Annotated in this window: 16 protein-coding genes; 13 read left to right on the forward strand and 3 right to left on the reverse strand. The window is 75.9% G+C overall.

Translation table 11 applies throughout. The annotated features are described in order from the left end of the window. Window position 1: 1 nt before the first annotated feature. The 9 genes from BJ976_RS03670 (at window position 2) to secA (ending at window position 11,883) form a co-directional block, all read left to right on the forward strand. The gene (locus BJ976_RS03670; RefSeq protein WP_135029559.1) at window positions 2-370 is read left to right on the forward strand and encodes a chorismate mutase; all 369 of its coding nucleotides are present in this window, start codon (window positions 2-4) and stop codon (window positions 368-370) included. Further along, window positions 363-1,460: a hypothetical protein gene (locus BJ976_RS03675; RefSeq protein ID WP_135029557.1), complete on the forward strand. Its 1,098-nt coding sequence runs from the start codon at window positions 363-365 to the stop codon at window positions 1,458-1,460. The genes BJ976_RS03670 and BJ976_RS03675 overlap by 8 nt, the downstream gene beginning before the upstream one ends. A gap of 213 nt (window positions 1,461-1,673) precedes the next feature. Then, window positions 1,674-2,354: an MtrAB system response regulator MtrA gene (gene mtrA, locus BJ976_RS03680; protein WP_135029555.1), complete on the forward strand. Its 681-nt coding sequence runs from the start codon at window positions 1,674-1,676 to the stop codon at window positions 2,352-2,354. 4 nt (window positions 2,355-2,358) lie between these two features. Further along, window positions 2,359-4,146 carry an MtrAB system histidine kinase MtrB gene (gene mtrB / locus BJ976_RS03685; RefSeq protein ID WP_135029553.1) on the forward strand — a complete coding sequence of 596 codons (1,788 nt, stop codon included), beginning with the start codon at window positions 2,359-2,361 and terminating at the stop codon, window positions 4,144-4,146. Then, complete coding sequence (locus BJ976_RS03690; protein WP_135029552.1) at window positions 4,143-5,894, forward strand: LpqB family beta-propeller domain-containing protein; 1,752 nt, start codon at window positions 4,143-4,145, stop codon at window positions 5,892-5,894. The genes mtrB and BJ976_RS03690 overlap by 4 nt, the downstream gene beginning before the upstream one ends. Before the next feature lie 125 nt (window positions 5,895-6,019). Continuing rightward, window positions 6,020-6,790, forward strand: coding sequence for a phosphoribosyltransferase family protein (locus BJ976_RS03695; RefSeq protein ID WP_135029550.1), 771 nt, complete (start codon window positions 6,020-6,022; stop codon window positions 6,788-6,790). Between the two features lie 210 nt (window positions 6,791-7,000). Further along, entirely contained in the window at window positions 7,001-7,693 is a 693-nt protein-coding gene (hpf, locus tag BJ976_RS03700) for a ribosome hibernation-promoting factor, HPF/YfiA family (RefSeq protein WP_135029548.1), read from the forward strand. 3 nt (window positions 7,694-7,696) lie between these two features. Further along, the gene (locus BJ976_RS03705) at window positions 7,697-9,046 is read left to right on the forward strand and encodes a winged helix-turn-helix domain-containing protein (RefSeq protein ID WP_229667371.1); all 1,350 of its coding nucleotides are present in this window, start codon (window positions 7,697-7,699) and stop codon (window positions 9,044-9,046) included. A 98-nt stretch (window positions 9,047-9,144) separates the two neighbouring features. Then, entirely contained in the window at window positions 9,145-11,883 is a 2,739-nt protein-coding gene (gene secA / locus BJ976_RS03710) for a preprotein translocase subunit SecA (RefSeq protein WP_135029546.1), read from the forward strand. A 79-nt stretch (window positions 11,884-11,962) separates the two neighbouring features. On the opposite strand, the gene BJ976_RS03715 is transcribed toward secA, so the two are convergent. Both BJ976_RS03715 and BJ976_RS03720 read right to left on the reverse strand, forming a co-directional pair. Further along, a complete protein-coding gene (locus tag BJ976_RS03715; protein ID WP_135029544.1) occupies window positions 11,963-12,454 on the reverse strand; it encodes an Rv3235 family protein in 492 nt (163 codons plus the stop codon). 116 nt (window positions 12,455-12,570) lie between these two features. Then, window positions 12,571-13,341 carry a LysM peptidoglycan-binding domain-containing protein gene (locus BJ976_RS03720; RefSeq protein WP_135029542.1) on the reverse strand — a complete coding sequence of 257 codons (771 nt, stop codon included), beginning with the start codon at window positions 13,339-13,341 and terminating at the stop codon, window positions 12,571-12,573. A gap of 165 nt (window positions 13,342-13,506) precedes the next feature. On the opposite strand from BJ976_RS03720, the gene BJ976_RS03725 reads away from it, so the two are divergent. Next, entirely contained in the window at window positions 13,507-14,067 is a 561-nt protein-coding gene (locus tag BJ976_RS03725; protein ID WP_135029540.1) for a hypothetical protein, read from the forward strand. A 12-nt stretch (window positions 14,068-14,079) separates the two neighbouring features. Here BJ976_RS03725 and BJ976_RS11975 read toward each other — a convergent pair whose 3' ends face one another. After that, on the reverse strand, window positions 14,080-14,307 hold the full coding sequence (locus BJ976_RS11975; RefSeq protein ID WP_229667369.1) for a helix-turn-helix domain-containing protein: 228 nt from the start codon (window positions 14,305-14,307) through the stop codon (window positions 14,080-14,082). Between the two features lie 223 nt (window positions 14,308-14,530). Here BJ976_RS11975 and BJ976_RS03735 point away from each other — a divergent pair, with 223 nt between their 5' ends. From BJ976_RS03735 to BJ976_RS03745, 3 genes are read left to right on the forward strand one after another with little or no spacing between them, the layout of a single operon-like run. After that, on the forward strand, window positions 14,531-15,178 hold the full coding sequence (locus BJ976_RS03735) for a flagellar biosynthesis protein FlgA (protein ID WP_135029537.1): 648 nt from the start codon (window positions 14,531-14,533) through the stop codon (window positions 15,176-15,178). 2 nt (window positions 15,179-15,180) lie between these two features. Next, window positions 15,181-16,878 (forward strand): CpaE/TadZ family protein, encoded by a 1,698-nt coding sequence (locus BJ976_RS03740; protein WP_229667368.1) that lies wholly within the window; start codon window positions 15,181-15,183, stop codon window positions 16,876-16,878. Beyond that, window positions 16,848-18,350, forward strand: coding sequence for a sensor histidine kinase (locus tag BJ976_RS03745; RefSeq protein WP_135029535.1), 1,503 nt, complete (start codon window positions 16,848-16,850; stop codon window positions 18,348-18,350). Before BJ976_RS03740 ends, BJ976_RS03745 begins: the two co-directional genes overlap by 31 nt. Window positions 18,351-18,355: the final 5 nt, after the last annotated feature.

Below are 18,355 nucleotides of genomic sequence, written 5' to 3' on the forward strand. Positions count from 1 at the left end.
CATGAGCCCGGACTACGACCCCCACGCCAGCTCCCTGGCCGGCACCGCCGACGCCGACGTCCTCGAGGAGCTCTACGCCATCCGCGGGAGCATCGACAACATCGACGCCTCCCTCGTGTACCTGCTGGCCGAGCGGTTCAAGTTCACCCAGCGGGTGGGCCGGCTCAAGGCGCGCCACGCCCTCCCGCCGTCCGACCCCGGGCGCGAGGCCGCGCAGATCGAGCGCCTCCAGGCCCTGGCCCGCGACGCCGACCTCGAGCCGGAGTTCGCCGAGAAGTTCCTGACCTTCATCATCGCCGAGGTCATCCGCCACCACCGGGCCATCGCCGCGGACAGGACGGGCGCAGACGCGGCCGACGCCGATGCCTGAGGCCGTCCTCCCGGAGAGGCCCCGTCCGCGCGCCCTCGGCGGCACCCCGTGGCGGGGGACGGACGCGGCCGAGGCCGTGACCACCGCCCTCGGCGAGCTGGGCGACGGACACCGGCCGCTGCTCCCGGAGCTGCCAGACCGCGGTCCGGGCGCCGACGCCGCGGGGCGGTCCGCGGCGCTGCTGGCCGAGCTGTCCGTGGACCTGCAGCCGCACGGGTGGCGCGTGAGCCCGCCGTCCGCCGTCGCCTCGGGCATGGACCGCCGCCGGGCGCAGTCCTTCTGGCGGGAGGACCTGCTGCGGTGGACGGACACCGCCGGCGCGGAGGGTCTGACCGCCGCGCCCCTGACGGTCCGGGTGCTGGGCCCGCTCAGCCTCCTCGGCTCCCTGTGGCTGCCCGGCGGGGAGCGCGTGCTGGTGGACTCGGGAGCGCGCCGGGACGTCGTCGGCTCCTACCGGGAGGGGCTGGCCTCCGCGGTCGACCGGTGGCGCTCGGCCACGGGCGCCGGGCAGGTGGGCGTGGTGGTGGACGAGCCGCTCGCCGCCGCCGTGCTCGCCGGAAAGCTGGCCACCGCCAGCGGCTACCGCACCGTGCGGTCGCTGCCCCGGGACGAGGCCCGCGCCGCCTGGCGGGACGCGCTCGCGGACCTGGCGGGAGTCGGTGCGAACTGGGTGTGGCTCGACCCGCACGCGGGGGAGGCCGACGTCGTCGACCTGGCGCTGCTGGCGGCCGAGTCCCTGCCGCCCTCCGCTGAGGACGACGCCGCCCCGCCCGTCCGCCTGACGGTGCCCGTGGGCGCCCTGGAGTCCGCCGCGCCGGGCGGGGACGGGCGCCTCCCCGCCGGATCGCCGGCCGCCACCCCGCGCGCGTGGGACGTGGTGGCGGGCTGGATCGACGCCGGCCGCGGCCTCGCCCTGCGCGGGGTGCGGCCGGCGGAGCTGCTGCGCACGTGGGACCGGCTGGGCCTGGACCCCGCCCTGGCCGCCGGCCTCGATCTGACCGTCGCCGGCCCGGCCACCGCCGCGGGCCTGCGGCGGCTGCGGCAGGACGCCGAGGAGCTGGAGGCGCGGGTCCGCGAGCTGCTCGGCTGAGCGCCGGGCGTCAGGGGACCTCGAGGACGTCCGGGCGGGGCGCCCCTGCCTCGGAGGCGAGGGTCACGAATCGATGACGAGATCCGCGGAACCCCGCGTCACGCGCCCCCGTCGGCCCCGTCGGGGACTACCATCCGGAGGTGTCCGGTCTGCCCGGACAGCCCTCCGTCCGGACGCGGGGGAGCGCCGTGCGGCCATGGAGGAGGAACACGGATGAGCAGGGCCAGGATCCTGGTGGTCGACGACGACGAGGCGCTCGCCGAGATGATCGGCATCGTGCTGCGCAGCGACGACTACGAGGTCTCGTTCGCCGCCGACGGCACGTCCGCCGTGCCCGCCTTCCGCTCGTCGCACCCCGACCTGGTGCTCCTGGACCTCATGCTCCCCGGCATCGACGGCCTCGAGGTCTGCCGTCAGATCCGCGCCGAGTCGGATGTGCCGATCGTCATGCTCACCGCGAAGTCGGACACCGAGGACGTGGTCCGCGGCCTGGAGTCCGGCGCCGACGACTACGTCCCCAAGCCCTTCAAGCCCGCCGAGCTCGTGGCCCGCGTGCGCGCGCGCCTGCGCGAGGGCGAGGTCCGCCCGGCCGAGAGCCTGCGCATCGGGGACGTGGAGATCGACGTCGCCGGCCATCAGGTGACCCGCGGCGGGGAGCCGATCGCCCTGACCCCCCTGGAGTTCGACCTCCTCGTGGCGCTCGCCCGGCGGCCCCGCCAGGTGTTCACCCGCGAGATGCTCCTGGAGGAGGTCTGGGGCTACCGTCACCAGGCGGACACGCGCCTCGTGAACGTGCACGTGCAGCGCCTTCGCTCCAAGGTCGAGCCGGATCCGGAGTCCCCCACGGTGGTGCTGACCGTCCGCGGCGTCGGCTACAAGGCCGGCCAGGGCTGAGGCGGTGACCGCCCCGCCCGACGCCCCTGCGCCGGCGGAGACGACGGCGCCAGCCGCTCCCGCCGCGGCCGCCCCGCCCGAGCCGTGGCACCGCCGGCTCCGCCGACGGTGGACGGGCTCGCTCCAGCTGCGCACCGCCGTCGTCGCGGGGCTGCTGTCGCTCCTGGCGAGCCTCGCGGTCTCCGGCCTGCTCACCCACCAGGTGGCGCAGGCCCTCTTCGACGCCCGCCACGCGCAGATCGAGGCGGAGGCCCGACGCGGCCTCTCGCTCGTGCAGGACACCTTCGCGTCCGCCGCCTCCACCGACGAGCAGACCACGGACGCGCTGGTGAGCCAGACCATGCGCGCCCTCGAGGGCGACACCGGCACCACCATCCGGCGGCGCTTCCACCTCGAGCCGCTGCCCGGCTCCGGCGCCACCTACGTGGGCACGGTCTCCTCCCAGGGCCTCGACCCGGACGTCATCCCCGAGGACCTGCGCGAGGCCGTGGCCTCCGGGCCCGGCGTCTTCGACGCCTCCGTCGCGCTGCCGAACGGGGGCGGCGCCACGCGACCGGGGCTCGTGTTCGCCACGCAGGTGGTGCTCCCGTCGGGCGCCTCGTACGCCCTCTACCTGGTGTACGACCTCTCGGACGTCCAGCAGTCCCTGGACTCGGTGCTCGGCGTGCTGCTGCTGTTCGGCAGCGGCTTCCTGGTGGTCAACGCCCTCGTGGCATGGTGGGCCTCGCGCAGCGTCGTCCGTCCGGTCCAGCAGGCCGCGACGGCGGCCGAGTCGCTCTCCGGGGGCAACCTCGCCGTGCGCATGCCGGTCCGCGGGGAGGACGAGATGGCCCGTCTGGGCACCTCGTTCAACCGGATGGCGGACAACATCCAGGAGCAGATCACCCAGCTGGCGCAGCTGTCCCGGATGCAGCAGCAGTTCGTGTCGGACGTCTCCCACGAGCTGCGCACGCCGTTGACCACGGTGCGCATGGCCGCCGACGTCCTCTACGGCTCGCGTGAGGACTTCGACCCGGTGAACCGCCGCTCCACCGAGCTCCTCTACCACCAGGTGGACCGCTTCCAGACGATGCTCGCGGACCTGCTGGAGATCACCCGGTTCGACGCCGGCGCCGCGCAGCTCGCCCTCGAGGACACGGACCTGCTCGAGCTCGCCCGGGACGTGGTCCTCACCGCCCAGCCCCTGGCCGAGCAGGCCGGCGTGCCGGTCTACCTCGTGCCGTTCGGCGCCGAGGACGGTGCGGGGCACCAGGCCAGCGTCGACCCGCGGCGGATCGAGCGCATCCTGCGCAACCTCGTGAACAACGCGATCGAGCACGCGGAGGGGGCGCCCGTCGACGTCCTCGTGGCCTCCGATCCCGAGGTGGTGTCCGTGGCGGTGGTGGATCGGGGCCTCGGCATGACTCCCGAGCAGGTCCAGCGCGTGTTCGACCGGTTCTGGCGCGCCGACCCCTCCCGGAAGCGGACCACGGGCGGCTCGGGACTGGGCCTGGCCATTGCCACGGAGGACACCCGGCTCCACGGCGGCCGCCTCGAGGCCTGGGGCGAGCTCGGTGTGGGCTCGGTGTTCATGGTCACGGTGCCCCGCATCCGGACCGCGGAGGAGGGCGGCGAGCCGGCGGCCGTGCGGCGCGCCGCGCTGCCCATCCCGCCGGAGTACGACCGCGCCGACCGCCGGCTGGCCACCGACCTGCACACCCCGGTGCCCGTGGACGACCAGGAGAAGCCGGCTCCTCGGCCGGCCCCCGCGGCGGGCGTCGTCGACCGCGTGCGTGAACAGGAGCTCGGATGACCCCTCCCGCCTCTCGTCCCGCCCTCCGTCGGGCCCGGTCCGTGGCGGCAGCCGTCCTAGCGCTGGCCCTGGCCCTGTCCGGCTGCGCCCAGGTGCCGCAGTCCTCGGCGGTGCGCAGCGGCGCCCCCCTGGACACCGGCGGCGGTCCGGAGAACGTGCCGCAGTTCCACCCGCCGGGCCCGGCGGAGGGCGCCTCCGCCGAGCAGGTGGTGCGGGGGTTCGTGCTGGCCGGGACGGCACCCGAAGACGGGTACGCGATCGCGCGGCAGCACCTGGCGGGCGAGGCCGTGGAGCGCTGGGACCCCGCCCGCACCACGGTCGTGTACTCCGGCGAGCCCACCCTGGTCCGGGGTCAGACCGAGGGGACGTGGGAGCTGCAGCTGGAGGTGGCCGCGGAGGTGGACGAGTACGGTCTGCGCACCGAGGCGCCGACCGGCACCACGCGCGGCTGGGAGGTCACCGTGGAGGAGGTGGCCGGCGAGCCGCGCATCACCTCCCTGCCGGACGGAACGCTGCTGTCCACCACGCAGTTCGCTCAGCTGTTCGCCCCCCAGACCCTGTACTTCTACGACCAGACCCGCACCTACGCGGTCCCGGACATCCGCTGGTTCGTCAACCGCCGCGGCACCGTCACCTCGCTCGCCCGCGCCCTGCTGCACGGCCCGGCGCCCTACCTCACGGGCGCCGTCGACACGGCATTCCCGCTGCGCACGGGCGGCGACCTCTCGAGCCCCTCCGTCCCGGTCTCCGAGGCCGGGGTCGCGACGGTCGACCTCGCCCCGGCCACCGCGGAGGGCGCGGACACCGAGCAGCTGTTCCGCATGCGCGAGCAGATGGAGCTCACCCTGACGGGCGTCGCGGGCGTGGACCGCGTGGAGGTGACGGTCGACGGACGCCCCCTGACGCCGGCGAGCGGCGGCACGGCGCCGCCGGCGGCGTTGACGGAGGCGTCCGTGGGCACGGTGCAGGTCGGCGTGGACGCCGCGACCGACGACCTGGTGCTGTTCCAGGGGCTGGCCGTCTCGCCCGCCGGGGGCGTCCCCGACGTCTCCGACCTGCGCCCCGTGGCGCCGACGATGGACCGGGACCGCACCCGTTTCGCCTTCCTGGACCCGTCCCGAACGGCGCTCCACCTCGCCGTCGCGGACGGCGGTCGGTCCACCGTGCTCCAGGGATCGGCCCTCACCTCTCCCAGCATGGACACGCACGGCTGGGCCTGGACGGTGGACCGCGGCGCCGACGCACGCGTCTACGCCGTGCCGGCGGACGCCTCCGGACCGCGGCGCGTGGTCAGCGTCCCGTGGCTCGAGGACGGGGAGAGCATCGTCGACCTGCACGTGGGCTTCAGCGGGACGCGGGCCGCCCTTGTCGTCGCCGACGGCAGCGGCGACCGCTCCCTGCGCGTCGCCGGGATCGTGCGCGGGGACGACGCCGTGCCCACCGCCCTCACGGAGCCGGTGCGGGTGCCCACCCAGGTGCCGCCCGACCTGGCGCTCTGGGCGGGCGAGGAGAGCATGGTGGTCACCCGCGTGGCGTCCGACGCGGAGGACCGGGTGCGGCCGGAGATCGTGTCCCTCGACGGGACCTCGCGTGTCCTGAACCCGCTGGCCGGGCTGCAGGGGATCTCCTCTGGCGACGACGGCGCGCTCTACGCCGAGACGCCGGACGACGTGTTCCTGCTCGTGGGCTCCTCGTGGCGCGCGCAGGAGCTCCAGCGGCCCGTCCGGGACCTGTCCTTCCCCGGCTGAGGCGCGCCCGTCCGCACGGCGGGGCGGCGCGGTCCTCGGTCCCGCCGCCTCCTGCACCGGCGACCGCCCCGCACAGAAGCGGTCCGCGGCGCACCCGGGCCTCCGTGCCGTGCTGGACTGCGGCCATGACAGGCACCGCCCGACCGGACCGGACCTCCCTGCTCGAGGGGATCGTGGACCTCGTGCTCCCCGCCGACTGCGCGGTGTGCGCCCGCCCCGGGACCCGGCTGTGCGCGGGGTGCGCGGCGGAGGTGGGGCGTCGGCTGGCCGTGCCCCGCCGGGCGGAGGAGGCGGCCCTGGCGCTGCCCCTGGGCCCGGACGGGACTCCGCTGCCGGTCACGGCGGCCGGGACGTACGCCGAGGAGCTGGCGACGGCGGTGCTCGCCTTCAAGGACCACCACGCCCTGGTGTTGCGCCCCCTGCTGGCCGACGCGCTCGCGCGCGCCGTCGCCGTGGCCCGGCTCGACCCGTCCGTGCCCCGGGCCGCGCACGCCCTGCTCGTGCCGGTGCCCGGCGGGGCGGCCGGGCACCGGAGGCGCGGCTACGACCCGCTCGGCGAGCTCACCGGTGCCCTGCCGCCGGCGTGGGTGCGGCGGGATCTCGTCGTGGCCCCACGGCTCGGCGTGCCGCGGCCGCCGTGGGCGGCCGGCGCAGCATCCGCCCACGCCGGTGCGGACGCGCGGCAGCGCCGGGGTCGGGACCGCGGCTGGCGGGCGCGCCCCGGGCGCGTGCGTCCGGGCACCCCCGTGCTCCTGGTGGACGACGTCCTCACCACGGGGGCGACCCTCGCTGCGCTGGCCGCCGCGGTGCGCGCGGCGGGAGCCGACCCGGTGGGCGCCGTGGTGCTCGCAGCCGTCGCACCCCCGCGTCACCCGCGCGGCGGGGCGGAGGGCTGAGGGCCCCGCCGGACCGTCCTGGTCCCCGGACGCGGAGCGGGGGTAGTGTGCCGGGCACGGAGCACGCGCCAGCTGCTCCCGTCCCGCCCACGGCCGGAAGGAGGATCGCCCCCTCTCACCCGGACCGCCCGCGCGGTGGTCCCGAGGACGGGGACCGCGACCTCCCGGCCCGCACGCGGGGCCCGAGTGAGTCGGATTCAGGAGGACACCATGACTCTGGACGTCAGCTACATCGCCCGAGGCCTCACCCTCACGGACCGCTTCCGTGACCACGTGGAGGAGCGCCGGGAGCGGATCGAACAGCTCGCGGAGGGCGCGGACACCCTCGAGGTCAAGGTCACCAAGTCCTCGCACCACCGCCACTCGGAGGAGACCGTGCGCGTGGAGCTCACCGTGCGCGGCGCCCGCGAGGTGGTGCGCTCCGAGGCGGACGCGGACGACAAGCTCGCGGCGTTCGACGCGGCGTCGGCGCGCCTGGCCGAGCGGCTGCGCCGGATGCGCGACCGCCGCAAGGACCGCCGCCACGGCAAGGGGAGCCCGGGATCGCGCGGCGCTGCCGAGGTGGCCTTCGTCCCGCCGCTGCCGGCCACCGGGGAGGACCTCGAGGCCAGCGCCCAGGAGGCCTCCGGCGTGCCGGCCAGCGGCACCCCCGTGAGCATCCGGGCCAAGTCCTTCCCCGCCACCCCCATGACGGTGGACCAGGCCGTGGACGCCATGGAGCTCGTGGGCCACGACTTCTACCTCTTCCAGGACGCGGAGACGTCCACCCCGTCCGTGGTGTACCGCCGCCGCGGCTGGAGCTACGGCGTCCTCACCCTCGACCCGGACCTGCCGGCGGACCACGGGGCGTCGGCCGGCGTCGCGGAGCGACCGTACCGGGCGGAGGCCGACGCGGATGCATGAGGCGTGAGCGGCACGTCCGCACACGGCGGGGCGGCGTCGTCCGGGCAGCACCCGGGCGACGCCGCCCCCGTGTGGTCCGCCTCGCGCGCCCGCCGCGTGGTGCTCGCCGCCCAGGGGCTGGCCGGACCGCGGCCGGCCGCCTCGGCGCGCCGCGTGCGGTCCGTCATGGACCGCCTGGGCGTCGTGCAGATCGACTCGGTGAACGTCCTGGCGCGCGCCCACCTCATGCCGTTCCACGCCCGGCTCGACGGCGTGGACCCGGCCGACGTCGACCGGCTCGTCTCGGCGCGGCCCCACCGATACACGGAGGCCTGGGCGCACGAGGCGTCGATCGTCCCCGCCGAGCGCAGATCCGCGCTCGTGGCCCTGCAGTCGCGCACGTGGCCGCTGGCCGCGGACCTCCCCGAGGACGAGCTGCGGGCGGCCCGGCAGCAGGTCCTGGCCCTGCTGGACCGCCACGGACCGCTCACGGCCCGGGAGGTCGAGGCCCGGGGCGTGGACGCGGGAGCGCGAGAGCAGGGCTGGGGATGGAACCGGTCCCGCGGCAAGCGCGTGCTGGAGCACCTGTTCGCCACCGGGGAGGTGGTGGCCGCCGGACGCACCGCCTCCTTCGAGCGGCGCTACGCGCTGCCCTCCCTGCTGTGGCCCGAGGGGCGCGGCGGGCTGACGCCGGTCCCGACGGATCCCCGTGCCGCGGGCGACCCCGCGCTGGCGGCGGCGCTCCCGCTGACCGCCGTTGCGGTGCGGGCCCTCGGGGTGGCCTCGACGGCGGCCGTGGCCGACTACCACCGGCTGCCCGTCACGCTCACGGCGCGGGCCCTGGGGGTGCTGCGGGACCGGGGGGAGGCCGCGCCCGTGCGGGTGCGGCTGGGTCCCGGCCGGCCGGTGCAGGCCTGGGCCGACCCGCGGGCGCGCACGCCGCGCACGGCCGAGGCCGTGGCGCTCGTGAACCCGTTCGACCCGCTCGTGTTCCACCGGCCCCGGGTCGAGCGGCTGTTCGGAGTGCGGTACCGGATCGGCATCTACACCCCGGCCGCCCGCCGCGACCGCGGCTACTACCCCCTGCTGCTCCTGCAGGGTGAGCGGCTCACCGCACAGGCCGACCTCACGGCGGACCGCCGCGCGGACCCGCCCGTCCTGCGGGTGCGCGGCGCCTGGGCGGAGGACCCGGCCGCGGTGCCCGGGCCTCGGGGCGCCGCTCCCACGGTGGAGGGGGTGGCCGCCGCGCTGGCGGCTGAGCTGCGGCGCCTGGCGTGCTGGGCCGGGCTGGCCGGCGTCGTGGTGGACGCGGACGCCCCCGGGGACCTCGTGGCACCCCTGCGCGCGCACCGGCGCGACGACGGCCCCGGGTGACCGGACCGTAGACTGTGCGGACGACCGCGTACCGGACCGGGCGGCCGCCGTCGTGCGCGACCTGAGCCCGGGCCTCACCGCAAGGGAGCAGAGAACCAGTGCCTTCGATCATCGACCGCGTCCTGAAGATCTCGGACAACCGCGTCCTGAACCGCATGCGGGGCACGGTGGACGCCGTGAACCTCCTCGAGGAGGACTTCCGCGCGCTCTCCGACGCCGAGCTGCGCGCGGAGACGGACACGCTCCGAGCCCGGGCAGCCGACGGGGAGTCGCTGGACCTGCTGCTGCCCGAAGCGTTCGCGGCGGTCCGCGAGGCGGCCGGCCGCACCCTCGGCCAGCGGCACTACGACGTGCAGCTGCTCGGCGGGATCGCCCTGCACCGGGGCAACATCGCGGAGATGAAGACCGGTGAGGGCAAGACGCTGGTGGCCACCGCGCCGGCCTATCTCAACGCGCTGACCGGCAAGGGCGTCCACGTGGTCACCACGAACGACTTCCTGGCCTCCTACCAGGCCGACCTCATGGGGCGCGTGTACCGGTTCCTGGGGATGGAGACCGGCGTGATCGTCTCGGGTCAGGACCCAGCCACGCGCCGTGCCCAGTACGCCGCGGACATCACCTACGGGACCAACAACGAGTTCGGCTTCGACTTCCTCCGGGACAACATGGCCTGGTCCCTCGAGGAGCTCGTCCAGCGCGGCCACCACTACGCGATCGTGGACGAGGTGGACTCGATCCTCATCGACGAGGCGCGGACCCCGCTGATCATCTCGGGGCCCGCGCAGGGAGCCACGAGCCGCTGGTACAGCGAGTTCGCCCGCCTCGCGCGGAAGCTGGACAAGGGCACCGACTACGAGGTGGACGAGAAGAAGCGCACCGTGGGCGTGCTCGAGCCCGGGATCGAGAAGGTCGAGGACCACCTGGGCATCGCGAACCTGTACGAGGCGCAGAACACCACCCTCATCCAGTACCTGAACAACGCGGTGAAGGCCAAGGAGCTGTTCCAGCGGGACAAGGACTACGTGGTCCTCGAGGGCGAGGTGCAGATCGTCGACGAGCACACCGGCCGCGTCCTGAAGGGCCGGCGCTACAACGAGGGGCTGCACCAGGCCATCGAGGCCAAGGAGGGCGTCGAGGTCAAGCCGGAGAACCAGACCCTGGCCACCGTCACCCTGCAGAACTACTTCCGCGGCTACGAGAAGCTCTCCGGCATGACCGGCACCGCCGAGACCGAGGCGGCGGAGTTCACGTCCACCTACGGCCTCGGCGTGGTCGTGATCCCGCCGAACAAGGAGAAGCGCCGCGTCGACCGCAACGACCTCGTCTACAAGAACGAGAAGGTCAAGTTCGACGCCGTGGTCGCGGACATCCAGGAGCGGCACGCCGCGGGCCAGCCCGTCCTGGTGGGCACCACGTCCGTGGAGAAGTCCGAGTACCTCTCCACCCTGCTGTCCAAGGCCGGCATCCGCCACGAGGTCCTCAACGCCAAGAACCACGCGCGCGAGGCCGCGATCGTGGCGCAGGCGGGCCGGTCGGGCGCCGTCACCGTGGCCACGAACATGGCCGGCCGCGGCACGGACATCATGCTCGGCGGCAACGCCGAGTTCTCCGCCGTCGCCCGCATGGCCGAGCTGGGCCTGGACGCGGCGGAGGACCCGGAGGCCTACGAGGCCCGCTGGCCCGAGGTGCTGGCCCAGGCCGAGGCGGCCGTGATCGACGACCGGGAGCGGGTGCGCGAGGCGGGTGGCCTCTACGTGCTGGGCACCGAGCGCCACGACTCCCGGCGCATCGACAACCAGCTGCGCGGCCGCTCCGGGCGCCAGGGCGATCCCGGCGAGTCCCGCTTCTACCTGTCCCTCACGGACGACCTGATGCGCAACTTCAACCCCGGCGCGGCCCAGCGGATCATGAACTCCGCCTCGATCCCGGACGACATGGCCCTCGAGTTCAAGATGGTCTCCTCGGCCATCCAGAATGCCCAGTCGCAGGTGGAGGGGCGCAACGCGGAGCAGCGCAAGAACGTCCTGAAGTACGACGACGTCATGAACCGTCAGCGCGAGGCCATCTACGCGGACCGCCGCTCGATCCTCGAGGGGGAGAACCTCGGGGAGAAGGTGCGCGGGTTCGTGGCGGAGGCCGTGGGCGCCGTCGTGGACGCCCACACGGAGGAGGGCGGACCCACCGACTGGGACCTCGACCAGCTGTGGGCCGATCTGGGGGACATCTACCCCGTGGGCATCACCCCGGAGGACGTGGTGGCGGAGGCCGGGGGGCGGGGGCGTCTGAAGGCCGCGGACCTGCGCCGCGAGCTCGTGTCCGACGCGCTGCTGGCCTATGACGACCGCGAGGAGCAGGTCGGGGCGGAGAACCTCCGCGAGGCCGAGCGTCGCGTGGTGCTGTCCGTGGTGGGCCGGAAGTGGCAGGAGCACCTCTACGAGATGGACTACCTCAAGGAGGGCATCGGCCTGCGGGCGATGGCCCAGCGCGAGCCGCTCGTGGAGTACCAGCGCGAGGGCTACACGATGTTCCAGGCCATGCTCGCGGCGATCCGCGAGGAGTCCGTGCGCATCCTGTTCCGCGCTCAGATCGCCGCCGCTCCGGCGCCCACGCAGCTGCCGGGCGTGAAGGACGCGCGGGCGGCCACGATGGCTCCCCAGATCTCGATCGAGGGCGTGGAGACTCCGCGCCAGCCCGCGCAGTTGCGCCTGATCGGCCCGTCCGAGGACGGGGATGCGGTGGAGGCGAAAGCCGTCACCGGTGACGGGCGCACGGTCGACGCGGGGACCAACCGGGCCTCGCGACGCCGCCAGGCCCGGCAGGAGCGCCGCCAGGACTGACCGGTCCCACGGAGCGACCACAGGCCTGGGCGGCCGCGCAGCGACGCGGCCGTCCGGGCCTGTGGCGCAGGGAGCGGGGTCAGCCGACCTCGACGGCCGTCACCTTCCAGCGGCTCAGGCGCCGCTCGATGCGCAGCGCCAGCGCCCTGGCCCGTCCGCCGACGACCACGGTGGCGCTGGCCTCGATGCGCCCGGGGGCCACCTCGCAGACCCGTGCCCCGGCCGGCCGAGGAGCGGTGCTGAGGGACGGGCGGGCGCCGGTGCGGTCGAGCAGGTCCACCCGGCGGCTCATCTTCTCGAAGGCCTCCGGATCGAGCCACCCGGCCAGATCGCGGAGCGGGCGGCGGCCCGCCTCCGTCTCCACGACCGCCACCGCGACGACGGCCGCGAGCGAGCGCACTCGGCGCAGCTCCTCCCGGTCCTGTTCACGGTCGACGCGACGCAGCAGGTCCGCGGCGCGCGGCAGGGTGGCCGTGCGTCGGGCCGTGCCGTGCAGGAGCGCAGATCCCTCGGAGGGGCGGGCTGCCGGGCGGGCATGCGGACGGGCGGGGGCGGTGGCGAGAGCGGTCATGGCGTCCTCCTGGTGGTGTGCGTGGGAAGCGTGCGGTGAGGGGGAGACGGCGCCGAGGGGGTCGGCGTGGGGTCGAGCGCCGCCGGGAGAGGCCCCGGCGACCCGTGGGGCGGGGCTCATGGCGCCGCGGCCTCGGTGACGGGCGCGGCATGCGGCGAGAAGACGGGCGCCGTGAGGACGGTGCCCGGCAGGAGCGTGTGGGGGTCCGGTCCGATGGTGTCCTCGTTCTCGCGGTACCAGTCCCGCCACCGGCGGTCCACCTCCCGCGGCGTGGCGTCGGGTCCGAGCTCCCGCGCGGCGATGTCCCAGAGGCAGTCGCCGGAGCGGACCGTCACGGTGGGGTGCTCCGCGGTGGGGCGGCCGGCCGGGGCCGCGCCGGGGGGCGGGGTCTGGGGGGATCGAGGCGTCCACGCCGCGCTGGGCGGGCGGTCGGCCTCCGCGCGGTCCGCGGTGTCCGCCGGGGCGGTGGAGCTCCAGGACGCGTCGACGGGGCCGGTCCGGACGGGCCCGGTGTCGGCGAGGGCCGCCGGTGCCGCGATCAGCTGGGCGCCGAGCACGGCAGCCCCGACCCGCTGCAGCATGCCCGGGGTCAGCCGCAGGCCGACGCGCTCCCAGCCCGCCCGCCCGGTGCGCCGCCCCGCCGCCTGGAGCGCGAGTCCCAGCAGGCCCACGGCCCACCAGGCCAGGAGGGCCAGCCCGGCGATCCCCGCGAGCAGTGCCAGGAGTCGCAGCACGGCGTCCTCCGTGGTGGCGGGAGCACTCCGCCACAGGCTCGCGGACGCGGTCAGGAGCGCCGGGCCCGCCACGGCCAGCAGTGCGGCCGCGACGAGATCGGGCGGCGTCGCCCGGTCCCACCGGGGCTGCGGGTGCGACGTGACTGCGGACATGATCCCCTCCGATCGTCGTCCGGACGGCTCCCGTGCCGCCCGTGAACGTTGTCGTGACCAGTGAAGCAGACGGCTCGATACGTTGTCAATGATGCACTTTGGTGCATTTTGATGACGTTCGGCGGTCTGCTTCGTTGTGCGTTGCACGCGTCCTAGGCTGTGCCCATGCGATGGGACGGACTCTTCGACGACCTGGAGGCGCAGTGGGCGGAGCTCGACCGCCGGGCGTTGCAGACGGAGGCGGCGGAGCTCACGCGGGGCGAGTGGTCGCGGCTGGGCCTGGCCGACCGGCTCCGGGGCGGGATCGGCCGGACGATGCGCCTGCACCTGATCTGGGGGGAGCACCGGGATGTACGGCTCGAGTCGGTGGGCGAGGGATGGATCGGCGGCGTGGTCGAGGCGGGCGGCGGGCTCCTGGTCCCGCTCGCGTCCCTGATGGCCGTCGAGGGGGACCTGGGGTCGGCCGCCGAGGCCCCGGACCGGCCCTCCGCCCGGGTGCCGTTCGCCGCCGCGCTCCGCCGCCTGGCGCGGGCCCGAGCGGCGGTGCGGCTGACCTCCCCGTCCGGCGCGGCGGTGGCCGAGGGCACGGTGGACCGGGTCGGAGCGGACCACCTCGACGTGGCCCGTCATCCCCGGGACGAGGCCCGGCGGCGGTCGGCGGTCCGAGGCCGGCTCACCGTGCCGTTCTCCGCCCTCGGTCTCGTGGCGGACGCCGGCGGCGTCTGAGGCGCCCGGTGCTCACCGGTCGGCGCCGGCGTCCTCCCGGGTCCACTGCTCCACGCGCTCACGCGTGACGGCGCGCTGACGCTCCACGAACTCGTCCAGCCAGGACTCCTCGATCCGCCACTGGCCCCGCCCGCCGACCTGGATGGCCTGCAGGTCCCCGGTGCGCACCAGGGCCCGGGCCTGGCTCACGGACACGTTCAGGACCTCGGCGACGTCGGTCAGGGTCAGAAAGCGCTGCACGGATCCTCCCGGAGATGGTGACGAGACGGTGCGGACGGGATCGCCTGCACTCCCATTGAAGCGTCCGCCGGACGGACCCGGGACACTTTTCCACACCTGGGGCGCGGATGCCCGCCGGGCCCGTCGCGGATGGCTACTGTGGGGCGTGCGCGGGGGCGCGGCGCTGACGGGGCGCCCGGCCCGCGCGGCCCGGTGACGGGCTCGTGCGAAGGGGGAACCGACCATGACCGTCGACCGCGCCACACCCGCCGAGGGCGCCCGTCTGCGCCGCCCGCGCTGGCGCGATCCCCGCCTGCTGGTGGGACTCGTGCTCGTGCTCGCCTCGGTGGCGGGCGTCGTCGCCCTGCTCACCGCGGCCCAGCGCACGCAGACGTATTGGGCCGCGGCCCGCGACCTCGCGCCCGGGTCCCCCGTGGACGCCGCGGCCTTCGTGCCCGCCGAGGCGCAGCTAGGTGACGTCGCCGGCCTGTACCTGTCCACGGATCGCCCCGCACCGGCCGGGCAGGTGGTGGGGGCCGTCGTGCGGCGGGGCGAGCTCGTGCCCGCCGGCGTGATGGCCCCCGTCGACCCGGCGCGCCGCCGCCCCGTCGGGGTGGCCCTGGCCGAGCCCCTGCCCACCGGCGTGGGCGTCGGAGACCGGGTGGACGTATGGGCGGCCGCACCGAAGAAGGACGGGCGCGGCCACCAGCCCCCCGAGCGGCTGGCCGCCGGCGTGGAGATCGCCGAGCGCTCCGAGGAGGCGGGGGGCCTCGGCGGCACCGCCACCACGAGGCTGCAGCTCATGGCCGACGAGGAGCTGCTGCCGCGGCTGCTCGACGCCAAGACGTCCGACGCGCGGATCACCGTCGTGCCCGCGCTCGGGGAGGGCTGAGCGTGCGCGTCTCGCTCGCGGTCGTCCTTCCCGAGGGGTCCGACCTGGTCGGCGCCCTCGAGCGTGCCCAGGGGGAGATCACCGTGGTGCGGCGGGCCGCCGACCTGGCCGAGCTGATCGCGGTGGCCCGCTCCGGCCTCGTGGACGCGGTGCTCGTCGCGCAGGGGGCGGACCAGCTGGGCCGCGGTGTGCTGGAGGAGATGGCCCGTGCCCCCCGCCCCGTGGGGGTCTCGGCGATGAGCGAGGTCCGCGAGGACCGGGAACGGCTGCGTGCCCTGGGCGTACCGTGTCTGCGGGCGGACGTGGAGCCCCTCGCGCTCGCGGCCGCGGTCCATGAGGCGGTCCGTGCGGCCCACACCGGCCGGACCGCGGACGTGCCCGTCGACGAGGAGGACCGGGACCCCGGGGACATGCCCGCCGAGCCCGTGGTCCAGGCGGGCCCGCCCGGTACTGAGCCGGACACGGGGGGAGGAGATGCGCCGGCGCACCGCCGGACGGCGGCGGCGGGCCGCGGTCCGGACCGGGAGCCCGAGCGGTCCTCGGCCGCCGGGGACCTCGCTGGGGAGGCCTCCGGCGCCGAGGAGGGAAACGGGGTCGCGGTCGTCGCGGACGAGGAGCTGGCCGGCCTGTTCGGCGATGCGCCGTGCCCCGCCCTGCCCTCCGCGGCCGGGACGGACGCCGCCCATCGGACGGCCGAGGCCCCGGGGGAGCGCAACGCGGTCGACGCCGAGGCGGGTGCCGGCGGGCACACCGGACCGCACGGAGCCGGGGCTCCGGAGGGGCGTGGGGGACCGGGCCGCCCCGGACCGGCCCTGGTGGCTGTCTGGGGCCCTGCCGGCGCCCCGGGGCGCACCACGGTCGCCGTGAACCTGGCGGCCGAGTACGCGGTGTCCGGGCTGCGGACGCTCGTGGTCGACCTGGACACCTACGGGCCGGCGGTCGGTGTGTACCTGGGCCTCACGGAGGAGACCGCGGGCGTCGCGCGCGCCGCCCACCGGGCAGACCGCGGCCCGCTCTCCACCGAGGACCTCGTGGACGCCGCGGTGGGTGTGCGGGTGGCCGGCGGGCGGCTCGACGTGCTCACCGGCCTGACCCGTCCCGAGCGGTGGCCAGAGCTTCGCCCCTCCGCGCTGCGTCAGGTCCTCGCGGAGGCGCGGCGCGGGTGGGACCGCGTGGTGGTGGACGTGGGCTTCAGTCTGGAACAGGATGAGGAGCTCTCCTTCGACGTCCCGGCCCCGCAGCGCAACGGCGCCGCCGTGCTGGCGCTGTCCCTCGCGGACCGCGTGATGGCCGTGGGCGGGGCGGACGCCGTGTCCCTGCCGCGTCTGCTGCGCGCCCTCGAGACGCTCCCCGAGGAGGTGCCGAGGGAACGGATCGAGGTCGTGATGAACCGCGTGCGGCCCCAGGCCTCCGGGGTCTCGCCGCAGGCCCAGGTGGCCGGCGTGTGGGCCCGGTACGGACCGGACCTGCCGCTGGTGGCCCAGCTGCCGTGGGATCCGCAGGCGGCGGACCGTGCCCTGTTCGGCGGTCAGGTGCTCGCCGAGGCCGCGCCGTCCGGTCCGCTGCGCCGCGCGCTGCGGGAGCTGGCGCGGCGGGATCCCGAGGTCGCCGCGCGCGCGACCGCGGGAGCCCAGGGCCGGGCCGGCCGACCGCGCCGTAGGGTGATCCCATGGCCAGCACCTTCGCGTCGGACCCCCTGAGCACCCACCCGGACCTGGCGCCCGAGGACCGGGCCTGGCTGCAGATGCTGGTGGGGGACTGGCAGCTGGTGGCGGACCTCGCCCTGGCCGACCTCGTGCTCTGGCACCCCGCGCCCGCCTCCCACGCGGGCGGCGGTCACATCGCGATGGCGCAGGTGCGCCCCTTCACCGCCCCCACCCTGTTCCACCGCGACATCGTCGGCTCCCGCGCCCGGGCCGACCTGCGCGCCCTGCTGGACCGGGTGTGGCGCGCGGGGCCGCCCGCGGACGGCGCGGGCCCGCTCGTGGAGCCGGGCGCGTCCTTCCAGGTGCGCCTGTGGCCGGTCGTGCGGGCGGGGCGCGTGGTCGGCGTCGTCAGCGCCCACGAGGACCCCCACTCGAGGCCGGCGCGCTCGGCGATCGAGGAGAACTACCTCGCCTCGGCCGGCACCCTCCTGGACATGGTCCAGCACGGCCGGTGGCCCGACCCCCACGATCCGCCGGCCTACTGGATCGGCGGCACCCCGCGCGTGGGGGACGGCCTCGTGATCCTGGGCCCCGATTCGGCCGCACGGTTCACGAGCCCCAACGCCGTCTCCGCGCTGCGGCGCCTCGGGGTGAACGCGAGCGTGCCCGGGCATTCGCTCACGGAGCTGCTCGCCGGCGCCGACGCCGTGCGCCGTCCCGTCGAGGAGGGCTCCTGGGCGGTGCTCAGCGGTCAGCGCGCCGGACGCACCGAGGTCCAGGCCCACGGGGCCACGCTCACGGTCCGCTGCGTGCCCCTCCGGGGCGCCGCGGGCTGGCGCGGCGCGCTCATGCTCCTCCGGGACGTCACCGAGCTGCGCCGACAGGAGCAACGGCTGATGAGCAAGGACGCCACCATCCGCGAGATCCACCACCGGGTGAAGAACAATCTGCAGACGGTGGGCTCCCTGCTGCGCATGCAGGCGCGCCGCACCGGCTCCCCGGAGACCCAGCGGGCCCTGCGGCAGGCCATGCAACGGGTGGACACGATCGCCCTCGTGCACCAGACGCTCAGCGAGCAGCTCGACTCCGAGGTCTCCGTGGACGCGCTCATGGCGCGACAGTTCCGCCTGGCCGTGGAGGTGGCCGGGGACGGCCGCCCGCTCGAGTCCGTGGTGGAGGCCGAGTTCGGGGTCCTGCCCTCGCACGTGGTCACCTCGCTCGCGCTCGCGGTCAACGAGCTCGCCACGAACGCGGTGGAGCACGGCACCGGTCCGGAGGGCGGGCGGGTCGCCCTCCGTGCGCATCGGGAGCGCACCCCCGCGGGGGACGTCCTGGCGCTCTCGGTGACGGACGGGATCGCCGGCCCCGAGGACGACGGCGAGGAGTTCGTGCCCGCGCCCTCACCCTCGGGGCTGGGACTGCGGATCGTGCAGACCCTGGTCACCGGTGACCTGCACGGCACCCTGCGCTGGCGGCGGCTGTCCGACGGCGGCACGCGGGCGTCGGTGCGGATCCCGGTGGAGTGAGCGGC

The sequence above is a fragment of the Micrococcus flavus genome (genome assembly GCF_014204815.1).
GTDB classification, from domain to species: domain Bacteria; phylum Actinomycetota; class Actinomycetes; order Actinomycetales; family Micrococcaceae; genus Micrococcus; species Micrococcus flavus.